Origin of the sequence: Bradyrhizobium sp. 192 (assembly GCF_023100965.1) — a bacterium.
GTDB lineage: Bacteria > Pseudomonadota > Alphaproteobacteria > Rhizobiales > Xanthobacteraceae > Bradyrhizobium > Bradyrhizobium symbiodeficiens.
On the sequence record NZ_CP064690.1, the window covers coordinates 5,440,548 to 5,453,000 of the forward strand.

Here is a 12,453-nt window from a genome sequence, read left to right on the forward strand (position 1 = left end):
GCCTCGCCTCGGCAAAAGGCAGCCTCTCGCGGGTTGCTTGCATGTGGCGGCACGATGGGCGAAACAGGGCAAGGCCGGCCTCCGACGGATGCGCCGGGGCGAATGGAATTTCTGGACAACGAGGGCGAACATGGCGAGCACGGTCGAGCAAAAGCTGGCGGAACAGGGCATCAAGCTGCACGAGGCCCCCACCCCCGTGGCCAATTACGTGCCCTTCGTGCGCACCGGCAATTTGCTGTTCGTCTCCGGCCAGGTCTGCTTCGACCCCTCCGGCAAGCTGATCGCCAAGGGCAAGCTGGGCGCCGGCGTCTCCATCGAGGACGGCGCTGCGGCAGCCCGCGGCTGCGCGGTCAATTTGCTGGCCCAGGTCAAGGCGGCGCTGGGCGACCTCGACAAGGTGGTGCGCGTGGTTCGCCTCGGCGGTTTCATCAACTCGGCGCCGGACTTCCTGGACGGACCGAAGGTGCTCAACGGCGCCTCCGACCTGATGGTCGCGGCCTTCGGAGACAAGGGCCGCCACGCCCGCACCACGGTCGGTGTCGCCTCGCTGCCCGCGGACGCGGCGGTCGAGGTCGAGGGCGTGTTCGAGGTCGCCTGACGAGCATGCGCGCTCCGGATTGGCTGACAACCCGGCCGGTCGCCCATCGCGGCCTGCACGACATTTCCCGTGGCATCGTCGAGAACATGCCGGGCGCGGTGCAGGCTGCGATTGCGGGCAATTTCTCGATCGAGGTCGACATTCAGCTCTCCGCCGACGGCGAGGCCATGGTGCATCACGACCATGCGCTCGGCCGACTCACCGAGGCCACCGGCGAGGTGGTGTCGAAGACCGCCGCGGAGCTGAAGGCGGTCAAATTCAAAGACACGGACGAGCGAATGATGTCGCTCTCCGACCTTTGCGCCATGGTCGCCGGCCGCGTGCCGCTGGTGATCGAGGTGAAGAGCCATTTTGACGGCGACCGCAAGCTTGTGAAGCGGATGGCCGAGGTGCTGGCGGCCTATCAGGGGCGCGCCGTCGGCATGTCCTTCGATCCCGACCAGGTGCTGGCGTTGCGCGAGCTGTTGCCCTCCCGCCCGCGCGGCATCGTCGCGCAGCGGACCTATGAGGACGACTATTGGGCCAAGCTCACGCAGCCGCAGCGCGACAGCATGCTGTACCTGCGCCACGGCTTTCAGACCCGGCCCCACTTCGTCGCCTTCAGGGTCGACGACCTCCCGGCCCCCGCCCCCTGGATCGCCCGCAACGTCTTCGGCTGTGCCCTGCTCGGCTGGACCGTTCGCACCACGGAGCAGCGGACGCGGGTCGGGCAATATGCCGATCAGATGATCTTTGAGGGGTTCGTGCCGTAGGCCTCGCTCGCGTCCCGGACAAGCCGCAACGCGCAAGCGTTGCCGCGCTGAGCCGGGGCACGAGAGTACCAGCCCTCGCCCCCTTGAAGTCGCTGCTGCAATGCACGATCTTGGACGACGATGGCATCATCTGAAATCACGCTCGAGGCCGTACCTTCCATTGGCGAGGTGTCTGCCGAAGATTGGGACGCCTGCGCCAATCCCAGCAGCAAATGTGGGCTTGGCGCGGGAACCTCATCCACCCTTCCAGGCGATTCCATTGGGCTCTCAAAACCCGCCTATAACCCGTTCGTCTCACACGCCTTTCTCTCGGCCGTCGAGATATCGGGTTCGGCTACTATCCGCACCGGTTGGGGACCGCGGCACCTCGTGGCCAAGGTCGATGGCCGCGTCGCCGGGGTCGTGCCCTGCTATCTGAAATCGCATTCGCAAGGCGAGTACGTCTTCGACCGCGGCTGGGCCGACGCCTATGAGCGCGCCGGCGGGCGTTACTATCCGAAGCTCCAGGTCTCGGTTCCCTTCACTCCGGCGACGGGCCCGCGCCTGCTGGTCCGCGACGGCGTGGATCGCGAGCGGATCATGGACGCGTTGGCGAGCGGCCTCGTGGCGCTATGCGGCGTCAGCAAGGCCTCCTCCGTTCACGTCACCTTCGCGCGCGAGGACGAATGGAAGCTGCTCGCCGACCACGGCTTCCTGCAGCGCACCGACCAGCAGTTCCACTGGCGCAATGAGGGCTTTGCGAGCTTCGATGACTTCCTCAGCACCCTGAACTCGCGCCACCGCAAATCGATCAAGCGCGAGCGGCGCGATGCGCTCCCCGCTGGAATCACCATCCACTGGCTGACGGGAAAGGACATCACCGAGGATGCCTGGGACGCCTTCTTCGAATTCTACATGGAGACCGGCTCGCGCAAATGGGGCCGGCCTTATCTCACACGCGAATTCTTCTCGCTGATCGGCGAGACCATGAGCGAGGACGTGCTGCTGGTGATGGCCCGCCGCAACGAACGCTGGATCGCGGGCGCGATCAACTTCATCGGCTCGGACACGCTGTTCGGCCGCAACTGGGGCGCCGTCGAGCATCACCCGTTCCTGCATTTCGAGGTCTGCTATTACCAGGCGATCGACTTCGCCATCAAACGCGGCCTCACCCATGTCGAGGCCGGCGCGCAAGGCGAGCACAAGATCGCGCGCGGTTACCTGCCGCGCACAACCCATTCCGCGCACTTCATCGCCGATCCCGGCCTGCGCCGCGCCATCGACGATTACCTCAAGCGGGAGCGCGCCTACGTCGCCGAGGCGGGACGGGAGCTCGCCGAGCTCGGGCCGTTCCGCAAAGGCATCGACGAGGCGCCTTGACGGTTTGCTGCGGCTGGTGACAGTAAGCGCAAAATCCAAGCGCAAGTTTCTCGGGAGCCGCCCACATGACCGCCTACGACACCAACAACATCTTCGCAAAAATCCTGCGCGGCGAGCTGCCCTGCTCCAAGATCTACGAGGACGAGCACGTCTTCGCCTTCCTCGACATCATGCCGCGCGTGCCCGGCCACACGCTGGTGATCCCGAAGGCTCCTGCCCGCAACATCCTCGACATCAAGCCCGACGACTACGCCAACGTCGCCCGCGGCGCGCACAAGATCGCCGCCGCCGCAATGCAGGCTTTCAAGGCCGACGGCATCACCATCCAGCAGTTCAACGAGCCCGCCGGTGGGCAGGTGGTGTTTCACCTGCACATGCATGTGATGCCGCGCCATGACGGCGTGGCCATGCTGCCGCCCGCCAGCCGCAAGGAAGATGCCAAGGTGCTGGAAGAGCATGCGGCGAAGCTGATCGCGGCGTTGAAGGGGTAGCTCTATCCACGCGTCATTCCGTCTCGAAATCGCCCTTCTGCGGCGCCGCCAGCGGCGTGAACTCGCAGCGATCGGGCTTGATGTCGATCAGCGGCGTGTTGTCGAGACAATCGAGCCCGCGTACCAGGATCGCGTTGCCCTCGATGCCGACGAGCTTCACGATCGAAGTGCCGATCGGATTGGGACGCACCGGCGAGCGCAGCGAGAAGGTGCCGCGGGTCTTCTCGTTGTTCTTCGGGCTTTGCAGGATGATGTCGCGGCGCGATTGGTCGAGCCAGTAAAGCACTTCGAGATTGCTGTAGAAATCCACGCCCTTGATCGCCGGCACGAACGGCTCGAAGATCTCGAGCCGGCAAATCGGGCCGTCCTGACGTCCCTGCCGCGGCGTCTCCATCCGCGAGGTCCAGGGCGTGCGGACGCGGCCAATGAAGACCAGGCCGGCATCCTGCGCGGGCGGCAGCTCGATGGCGACCTCGCCCTCGCGGAGCTCGTTCTTGCGAACCATATTTCCGATTCCTTGCTGGTGGGCAGGGTTTTAGCCCAACCACCACTTGCCGGCCAGCATGAAGACTTCGCCGGTCACGACACCCGCGAAGATCGAGCGGCGGGTCAGCAGGAACACGACGAGGCCGGCGCCGACGGCGCCATAGCGCAGGGTATCAGGCACGCTTGCGAGCGCGCCCGGCGGCTCCACCACGATCTGGGCGATGACGCCGGCCAGGATCGCGGTTGCAATCGCCCGCACCCAGACCAGCAGCTCGGAGCCCTCGTCGATGCCGCCGCCGAACCACAGGCCGAGCATGCGCCAGATCTGGTTGGGAACGACGCCGGCGACGAACAGCACGACGAGCGCCTGCCAGTCGCCGATGAGCTGCGCGTAGCTCATGCGCGCACCTCCCGCCACCAGTGCACGCCATAGGCGATCGTACCGGCCGCGAGCCCGCTGACGAGGATGTCGACGCCGGAGTTCATCTTCGCGGCCAGCGGATAGAGCAAGACACCGAGCGCCAGCGCGACCACGTCGGCGGCTTCGCGGCTGTTGCGCGCGGTCGAGAACAGGAAGGACAGAGGCGTCAGCATCAGGATCGCGGCGCCAAGCGTCTGCGTCAGGTTGGCGGCGAGGAAATAGCCCACCGTGTTGGCGGTGAGACACACCGAGACCAGACCAAAGCCAAGTCCGTTGACGAAGGCGATCCGCCGCTCGCGCGGCACAAGCGGCAGGAATCGATGGCATTCGACCCACAGCGTCACGGCCGTGAGATGCGCCGCGAAGAACAACTCACGCCGCCTGGTGGTCGGCGTGCGCATCAAGGGCAGCACCGACCACCATCGGAAACAGCCTGATGGCGCTGACGGTGACCGCGATCGCCGACTGGATGATGGTGGCGCCGGAGCCGAGCGTGGTGATCAGGATGATCTGCGCCGGACCGGCCCAGACGAACAGCGTCGAGCACAGCGCCCAGAGCAGGCTGAAATGGGTGTCGTGAGCGAGCGCGCCGATACCGAGATAGGTCGCGAACAGGACGAGCGTGAGGATCGTCTGCGTGACCGAGCGCAGACCCCAGCCGAAGGCAAGCCAGGAACTATTCCATTGCGGTGAGTCGAGTGGAGGAAGTGCCACGGAGCTTTTTGGATGGGTTGCGGAATCGTGCCCGCATAACGGGCAATACGGCGGCTCGCGTCAAGGAACCGCGTGGCGGGGCTGGCATGCGCGACACCCCCACCGCCGCCCTACCCGCTCACACCCTTGTTCTTGAGCACGAAGCACGCCCCGCCGGCCTTCCTGATCCGGTTGCAGAGATCATCCGCCTCGCTGCGCGTGTCTGCGCCGATGCGGACCTGATAGAACGCACGCGTGCCGCGGCTGCGCATCACCGAACTCAGCAGGCTCGGATCGCGCTCGCCGATCGCGGCGCCGAGCCGCGTGACCGCCCGGGAATACATCGCCAGCGCCCTGTTGCGGTCGAAGCCGGCGGCGAGCTGCACGCCCCAGGCCTTTGCGGCCGCAAGCTCGACGTGCTGCTCGAGCTCGGCCACAAAGGCATTCGGCGCGCGCTTGAGCAGCGCCATCAGGTCTCGGCAGCTCGTCGGCGGCGCGCTCGGCGGTCCCTTGCCGGTGGCACCTGCCTTGGCCCAGGCATCGATGCTCGTGCCGGTGATGGCGAGGACGTAGTTGCGGGTCTGCTCCGGCATTCCGCCGGTGCCGGCGAGCCATTCCTGCACGCGCCGCGGGCCGGCATTGTACGCCGCCGCGGCAAGACCGAGATTGCCGAACTGGTTGCGCAGCTCGTTGAGGAATTCCGCCGATTTCGGCAATGCCTGCACCGGATTGAACGGATTGAGCAGCCCGCGCTCGCTTGCCGTGCCCGGCATGAACTGCGCGATCCCCTGTGCCTGCGCGCCGCTGCGTGTCGTGGGACCGACCGCATCGGCCTGGAAGCGGCTTTCCTGCCAGATCACCCGGGCGAAGAATTCCAGCGGGAGATTGGCATCGCGCGCGGCGGCCTCCACGATCAGGCAGATCGACTCCCGCGTGTCGCTCTCGCGCGCCTCGGATTTCTCCGGCGGTTTCGCGGGCTCCTCGGCGCTCGGCACCGCCGTGTCGGGCTTTGCGGGCGGATCATCCGCCGCCAGTGCCGGAATCGACGAGACGAGCAGCGCAGCGATCACGGGCCATGCAATCCGCCTCAACCATGGGTAGGCGGCGCTGTGGCGCGCCCCGGTGCGGCATGCAACAAGGTGATCTGCCCAGTCGTGGCATCCTGCCATGGTTCGATGAGTTCTATGCTGCCTGACCTGTCTCTCCCAATGCGTTACCCCGCCAAACGGATCCGCGTCATATTCGCCCTTGTCGCACTGGTGCTGAGCCTCGCACCGGCGGTCGCTCAGGTCACCTCTCAGGTCACCTGGCAAATGACCACGGAATACCCCGAGAATAACATCTCCGGGATCGGGCTCACCACCTTTGCCAGCCGGGTTTCCGAGCGCACGAACGGCTTCGTGACCGTGACCAACGCCTTCGACAACCGGCTCAAGATCAATTCCGGCGAGATGCCGCGCTTGCGGGTTTGAAGGAGCATCGGCTGAACGCGTTCCTCACCTCCGGCGACGGCGGCGCGGGGCGCAAGCTCTGGGACTTCCTGCCGCACTTCACCGCCATCAACTATGCGATGCCGGTCTCGATCGCGTTCGTCCGCAGCGACGTCTTTACCGCGCTGCCCGATCCGATGCAGCGCGAGGTGCTGGCCGCGGCCGCAGAAACCGAGCAAAGCCAGTTCGCCCCATGGGCCCATCGCACCTCCGATAATTACGCGCGCATGCGCGACAACGGCGTCGCCATCGCCGAACCGGCGCCGCAATCCCTGCTCGCCGCGCTCCGGGAGGCCGCAACGGCCGCAGTCACCGCCTGGGAAGCGCAGGCCGGTGCGGACGCCGCTGCGAATGGGCCTGGCAGCAATGACGCGAGCACGCCCGCGGTTGGCATGCTCCCGGCTCACTGAGTTGAAGCGACAGCCGGTCTCGCCTTTCGTTGTTAATTTTTGACCGGGACCAGGCTTGCGCCGCTGATGGCGCGGTCAAGGGCGTCAATCAGCGCCTGAAATTCGACGAACTTGTTGCGCGCCCGCTCGGCCGTGTCGCGCTCGAAAGGCGCCGCCAGCACTTTCGCGTGCGCGTCCCTGTCCTCGATCATGCGATCGCGGGCCTTCTTCAGTGTCTCAAGTCGCTCGCTCATGGAGCCTCCTCTGCGCAGATCTGCTCGATCCCGACCAAGTTCTCAGTCGAAGCCCGGCGGCAGCTCGCCCTTCCGGAAGAACACCACGGGTTCATCGTCATAGTCCCCCATTTCCGGATCGCCGCTGGACGAGAACCCAACTACACCGAGCCTGCTCAAGGCCAGCCTCTCCGCGGTTCGCAGAGCGCCACTTTCCGATTTGCAGACGATCGGTGCGTCGGCCTTCAGATTTCCACCCTTGCCGGCATTGAATGCCTGCACCACGTAGGTTGTTGCTCGCATCACGAAGCCTCCTTTGCCGATTGATGGATCCAGGTAACGTCAACGACTGCGAAGCCGCGCTCAGCGCCGCATCGCATCCATGAGCGCCGCAATTCTGATCGTCGCGAAACTGGAGAAGGTGTCGGACACGGCATATGGCAGGATGATCTGGTCATTGTGCCTCATCGCACCGCAGGTGTAGACGACGTTGGGGACATACCCTTCGCGCTCGGACGGCTCAGGCCGCAACAGCGGCTCGCTCGAACGCGCCAGCACCTTCGATGGGTCACGCTTGTCGAGCAGCGCCGCTCCGATCGAGTATTTGCGGATCGGCCCGACCCCGTGCGTCAGCAGCAACCAACCCTCGTCGAGTTCGATCGGCGACCCACAATTGCCGATCTGCACGAACTCCCATGGAAATTGCGGTTGCAGAAGGAGCTGGCCGCTTTCCCACGTGTAGAGGTCATCCGAATAGATCAGATACAGGTTCTCATTGTCTTGTCGCGCGATCATGGCATAGCGGCCGCCGATCTTGCGCGGGAACAACGCCATCCCCTTGTTGTGTGCCGCAGCGCCCCTCAAAGGCGTCAGTCGAAACGACATGAAATCGCTGGTCTCGATCAACTCGGATCGAATCGCCCGACCGCTGTAAGCCGTGTAGGTCGCGTAGTACGCTTCCCGATCGCCGTCGTTGAATTTGACAAACCGCACATCCTCGATGCCGTTCGATTGGGATTCGGTCACGGGAAAGATGACTCGCTCGCTGAGGTCTTGCTCGGGCCTGAACGTCAATTCCACGGACTCGCCGTCCGGACCGGATATGCGACGGTTGATCCGGGGAACCGAGGCAAGGCGCACCGTCGGATCGACGGCCAGGCTTCCGTCGACCGCAATCGTTCCGGTTCGAAACGTCAGCGACGACACGTGGCCTTCGCCGATGGCACGGAGACTCATGATGAAGCGTACCGCCCCGTGCGGCGTCCCCGTTTGGTCGGGGTGTGGCACGATGCTGGGGTTGAACAAGGCAGACGCCTCGAACGAATACTCGCTGAGAAAATAGGCGCCGACCAGCTGGCGCTGGGTCTTTGAGAATGCGCCATGCTTCATGAAAGCATCTTCCATCTCGTTGGCGCGGGCCTCGAAGCTCTCCAGGAGGTTACGATGTCGCCCCTGGAAATTGTCCAGGACGTCCGCCAGCTGCGCGGCGACGGCTTCCGAACTAAGCGCAAGAACCCGGTCGACGATATGGTTTGCGCGCATCTTGTCGGTCGGATTCAAGTCGCGGGGTTCGGTTGCCGGCTTGAACGGCCGCACGATGACCCGCGCTGGATCGGGCCGCAGGTGAAGCGCCTGCCGGTTTAGGAAAGAAGCGTATGGCACGGGTGTCCTCGGCTAGCTGCATGGGAGGGGGAAATTCAGGCGCCCACGGCACGCAAGGGTGCGGGCTTTGTCATCAGACTGTGGGCACGCGCGAGCTGACGCATCTCGGCAAGTCCGAGGAGATAGCAAACGACCGACTCGCCGCCGCGGTTTTCGTTCGCCCGATCGGGGTGCAATCCATCACGGCAACTGCCGGTGATCGGATCAGCCAGCGCCACTGAGAGGTCGTTCCTGCCAAGAAACCAGGCGAAGGCCCGGATGGCCATGGCTTTCCATTCGGCATCGCCGTCGCCACGCCACGCGGCCAGACACGCGGCAATCGTCGCCGTTGCCTCCACCGGCTGCTGATCGAAGGCACGGGGGGACTGCCGCTGCTCTCCGAAGCCAGCGGTGCCGACCGGCCGGAAATAGCCCGCCGCGGTCGTTTGCTGCGTCATGAGCCAGCGCAGAGACCTCAATCCGGCATCGAGATATCGAGGCATCTGTGTCGCCATACCCGTGAGGATCAGGGCCTGCGGCAATCGCGCGTTGTCGTAGGCTAGCCCTTCCTCGAACCATATCCAATCCGGGGTCTCGACCGAAGCCAGGCAGGACATCAACCTGTCGGCCAGGGAATGCCGGACTTCCCTGGCGCGAACGTCGTCCGGCGCTACGGCGCAGTAGGCGTCCAGACCCAGCAGCATGAACGCCCACGCACGGGGCGAGCGGAAGCTCTCCGCGATCGACAATGCCTGGGCGAACAAGGCAGCAGCCCACAGGCGCCGGGCCGGGCTCGCGTCTCCGCGCGCGGCCTCACCCAACGCCCATAGCGTGCGTCCGTGACTGTCTTCGGAGCCCCTGTCCTCGAGCCAGGTTCGATCGAAGCCCATGAAGTTGCGAAACTGCCTGGTGTCGGGATTCCAGGCATGCTGTACGAAGGCTGCAAATCGGGTCGTCAGGACATCCGGCAGCGGCCGTTCGCCCGGACCGTTGAGAGCGCAAGCCAGAAGCAACGCTCGCGCGTTGTCATCGACGCAATAGCCGTGCGCGCGATCGGGCACCGAATGTACCGCATGTTGGAACAGGCCGACGTCGTCGCACATCGATAGAAAATAGCCGATCTGCATGTCGGGCGGCGCGGGACTACGTAGTTCCGGCGCGCCCACGTCGGAGCGCACGAAGACCTTCAACCTATGTCCCTGCCGTGCAGTCTCGAAGACGGCCGCGTAGCGCTCAGCCACCCGCTCCCAGGTCATCATCCGGCTCGCCGCATAGGCACGCCGAGACATCGCCTGCCGGCGGGCGGCGTCGGTCAGCAGGTTGGCGATCTCGCTGCCGATCGCTGCAGCGTCGCCGAACGGCACCAGAACTCCGCACTCGTCGGCAAGCAGCTCGCGTGCGTGCCAATATGGCGTCGAGACAACCGGCTTCCCCATTCCAAAACTGTAGGCCAGGGTGCCCGACGTCATCTGGGCCTCGTTGAGATAAGGCGTGACATAGACGTCGCACATCGAGATGAATTCGAGCAGCGTCGCCAAATCGGCGAACCGGTCGAGGAACACGACGTGATCGTCTATTCCGAGTTCACGGACCCGCGCCATCAGGCCTTCGCGATAGGCTTCGCCCTCGTTCCGAACCAGGTTGGGGTGCGTCGCGCCGAGCACGACGTACACCGCGTTCTCGCAGCGCCTCAGAATCGAAGGCATCGCGTCGATCATCACGTCGATGCCTTTGTTGGGCGAAAGCAGGCCGAATGTCAGGATCACCGATTTTTGCTCGAATCCGAGCCTGGCCTTCGCGGCATCGGGCTCGGCGAAGGCGACATCGGGAATGCCGTGGGGGATGACCTCGATCTTGTCGTCGGGCACCAGATAGACATCGTGCAGCAGTTCGCGGCCCTTGTGGGCCATCACCACGACCTTCGACGACGCATCGACGATGCGCTCCATCACCGTCCGTTGCGCGGGTGACGGTTTGGCCAGCACCGTATGGAACGTCGTCACCACCGGCATGGCAAGGCGAGACAGCAGCACCAGGATGTGGGCCCCGGCTTCACCGCCGAAAATGCCAAACTCGTGCTGCAGGCAGACGGTGTCGAACTGACCGGCATTGAGGAAATCCGCGGCACGCATGTAGTCTTCGATATTGTTATCCCTGATCTGGAAAGCGACCGCCGGAGGATAATCATAGGTCTGGCCGCGATCGGTCATCGCCACGATGCAAGCCTCCAGGTCCGGGCGCGCAATCGATATCGCGTTCTTCAGGTCGGTCGTATAGGTCGCAATTCCGCACCGGCGAGGCAACGAGTTGCCGATGACGGCGATACGGCGGAGCGGCGTCATGTCAGCACCTCGATGATTTCACTGCCGGAGAGAGCGTCGGTGGGTTGTGTCATGCGTTCGCTGCGATCTTGCAGCAAGGATGCAACTGGATCCGGTCCCGGATAGGCGATCAGGATGCTCATCCCGCTTGAGCCAACGTCGATGCCGGCAATATCGGATTCCATGAAGATTGCGTCCCCGACCGTTGCCTTTGCCCGTCCGATGCGCCCCTCCCCCTCGATCACGAGAATCCAGGCTTCCCGATCGGTCTGGAGTCCCCAAAGCGAATTCGCCCGAAGGTCGATCCGCTCGAAAACGAAATGCGAACTCGCGACCAGCACCAGTCGCGCATCGGTGAGGCGTCGCGGAGGCGGTTGTGTCGGAGGTGGCCCGGCTTCGGAGGCAGCCACGACGCTGTCCTCGTGCAATTCGCGATGCCGGCCAAAATCGAACAGGCGAAATGTCGTGTCGCTGCGCTGCTGGATTTCGGCGAGCACGATATTGGCGCCGATCGCGTGGATCGTACCGCCGGGAACGAAGATGACGTCGCCTTGCGCCACAGGACGCCATTGCACGAGGTCCGCAATCGAGCCGTCCCCGATCGCTTCGCGCAACTCTTGCGGCGTGAGATGCCGATTCAATCCCAACGCAATCCGCGCGCCCGGCAGCGCCGAAAGGATGTACCACGCTTCAGTTTTCCCGTTCGGCAAGCCGATGGAGCGCGCGAATGCATCATTCGGATGAACCTGGATCGACAAGGGCTGGCTGGTGAACAGCAGCTTGAGTAGGAGTGCCGGGTTGGGCGCGCTCTTGTCCGTCCGCTCGAGCCACAACTCTCCGACCGGATCAGCCGAAGCGTCGATGCTGCTCCAGGGTCGCAGATCGCGGCGGCCCCAGGGTTTGCGAGCGATCTCTACCGAGGCATGCTCGATGGTCATCTGTTGTCCGACTCAAGCATGGCAGATCCTCCTGTTCATGGCGCCTGTTCGCGCCATCGGCCGTCTGCCAAGCCCGCGCTGCTTGGTTAACAGACCTCAACAACCGCGGCAGATGTTCTTCAGCTTCGCCGCGGTTCGAGCCTCTTCTGCAACGAACGGGTCCTTGTAAGGAGGCCGAGATGGGTCGTTCTCCACGGCACTGGGCTTCTTCAATGTCGGAGGAAACGCGGCGTCGTAACAGGCGAGCCGTCCGCTCGAGCTTTCGATTGCGCGACAATCGGATTCAGCGCCGAGCGCGCCTTGTGCGAACGTACCTTGCGCGAACGTGCCGAGCGCCAATGCGACCAGGAGGGTTCTCATGTCTCGAACCCATCGAACTCGTCAGATAGCAGCAGCCGGCCTTGTGGTGTGCATATCCGCACATCGAGATAGCCTTCCTGCAAAAGTTCCCGCGCCTTCTTCAGGGCAGCACTGGTTGTGTCACGGCTCAAGCTGACATAGCCGCTTTGATCGCGACCGCTAACCAGATATTGCAGTTGCGGCGTCCTATCCATGCAGGAGAGCCGCCGCCGCTACCAGGAGCAGGAGAAATAGCGGCACCATCACCGGCGGCACGATCCAATCGGCCAAGCGAAATAGAG

Annotated in this window: 13 protein-coding genes and 2 pseudogenes; 5 read left to right on the top strand and 10 right to left on the bottom strand. The window is 64.3% G+C overall.

Annotated elements, in window-relative coordinates; translation table 11 throughout:
* The first annotated feature begins 130 nt into the window (after nt 1–130).
* The 4 genes from IVB24_RS25200 (at nt 131) to IVB24_RS25215 (ending at nt 3,200) form a co-directional block, all read left to right on the top strand.
* Complete coding sequence (locus tag IVB24_RS25200; RefSeq protein ID WP_247769424.1) at nt 131–598, top strand: RidA family protein; 468 nt, start codon at nt 131–133, stop codon at nt 596–598.
* A 5-nt stretch (nt 599–603) separates the two neighbouring features.
* Entirely contained in the window at nt 604–1,350 is a 747-nt protein-coding gene (locus tag IVB24_RS25205; RefSeq protein ID WP_247769425.1) for a glycerophosphodiester phosphodiesterase, read from the top strand.
* A 120-nt stretch (nt 1,351–1,470) separates the two neighbouring features.
* On the top strand, nt 1,471–2,709 hold the full coding sequence (locus IVB24_RS25210; RefSeq protein WP_140480086.1) for a GNAT family N-acetyltransferase: 1,239 nt from the start codon (nt 1,471–1,473) through the stop codon (nt 2,707–2,709).
* A 65-nt stretch (nt 2,710–2,774) separates the two neighbouring features.
* Nucleotides 2,775–3,200: an HIT family protein gene (locus tag IVB24_RS25215; protein WP_247769426.1), complete on the top strand. Its 426-nt coding sequence runs from the start codon at nt 2,775–2,777 to the stop codon at nt 3,198–3,200.
* 13 nt (nt 3,201–3,213) lie between these two features.
* Here IVB24_RS25215 and tsaA read toward each other — a convergent pair whose 3' ends face one another.
* From tsaA to IVB24_RS25235, 4 genes and pseudogenes are all read right to left on the bottom strand, one after another.
* Complete coding sequence (tsaA, locus tag IVB24_RS25220; RefSeq protein ID WP_094891917.1) at nt 3,214–3,705, bottom strand: tRNA (N6-threonylcarbamoyladenosine(37)-N6)-methyltransferase TrmO; 492 nt, start codon at nt 3,703–3,705, stop codon at nt 3,214–3,216.
* A gap of 30 nt (nt 3,706–3,735) precedes the next feature.
* Nucleotides 3,736–4,086: an AzlD domain-containing protein gene (locus tag IVB24_RS25225; protein ID WP_166469101.1), complete on the bottom strand. Its 351-nt coding sequence runs from the start codon at nt 4,084–4,086 to the stop codon at nt 3,736–3,738.
* A pseudogene (locus IVB24_RS25230) lies at nt 4,083–4,821 on the bottom strand (AzlC family ABC transporter permease). Before IVB24_RS25230 ends, IVB24_RS25225 begins: the two are co-directional and overlap by 4 nt.
* 110 nt (nt 4,822–4,931) lie before the next feature.
* Nucleotides 4,932–5,969, bottom strand: a complete 1,038-nt coding sequence (locus IVB24_RS25235; protein WP_247769427.1) for a transglycosylase SLT domain-containing protein — start codon at nt 5,967–5,969, stop codon at nt 4,932–4,934.
* A gap of 15 nt (nt 5,970–5,984) precedes the next feature.
* On the opposite strand from IVB24_RS25235, the pseudogene IVB24_RS25240 reads away from it, so the two are divergent.
* Nucleotides 5,985–6,700: pseudogene (locus IVB24_RS25240) on the top strand (hypothetical protein).
* A gap of 32 nt (nt 6,701–6,732) precedes the next feature.
* On the opposite strand, the gene IVB24_RS25245 reads toward IVB24_RS25240, so the two are convergent.
* The 6 genes from IVB24_RS25245 to IVB24_RS25270 all read right to left on the bottom strand — a co-directional run bounded on the left by IVB24_RS25245 (nt 6,733) and on the right by IVB24_RS25270 (nt 12,366).
* On the bottom strand, nt 6,733–6,933 hold the full coding sequence (locus tag IVB24_RS25245) for a hypothetical protein (RefSeq protein ID WP_166469099.1): 201 nt from the start codon (nt 6,931–6,933) through the stop codon (nt 6,733–6,735).
* 42 nt (nt 6,934–6,975) lie between these two features.
* A complete protein-coding gene (locus IVB24_RS25250; RefSeq protein ID WP_244607411.1) occupies nt 6,976–7,215 on the bottom strand; it encodes a hypothetical protein in 240 nt (79 codons plus the stop codon).
* 60 nt (nt 7,216–7,275) lie between these two features.
* Nucleotides 7,276–8,574, bottom strand: coding sequence for a glycoside hydrolase family 130 protein (locus IVB24_RS25255; RefSeq protein ID WP_247769428.1), 1,299 nt, complete (start codon nt 8,572–8,574; stop codon nt 7,276–7,278).
* A gap of 35 nt (nt 8,575–8,609) precedes the next feature.
* Nucleotides 8,610–10,895, bottom strand: coding sequence for a glycosyltransferase family 4 protein (locus tag IVB24_RS25260; RefSeq protein WP_247769429.1), 2,286 nt, complete (start codon nt 10,893–10,895; stop codon nt 8,610–8,612).
* Nucleotides 10,892–11,812, bottom strand: coding sequence for a class I mannose-6-phosphate isomerase (locus IVB24_RS25265; protein WP_247769430.1), 921 nt, complete (start codon nt 11,810–11,812; stop codon nt 10,892–10,894). Before IVB24_RS25265 ends, IVB24_RS25260 begins: the two co-directional genes overlap by 4 nt.
* A gap of 356 nt (nt 11,813–12,168) precedes the next feature.
* Nucleotides 12,169–12,366, bottom strand: a complete 198-nt coding sequence (locus tag IVB24_RS25270) for a hypothetical protein (RefSeq protein WP_244607412.1) — start codon at nt 12,364–12,366, stop codon at nt 12,169–12,171.
* Nucleotides 12,367–12,453: the final 87 nt, after the last annotated feature.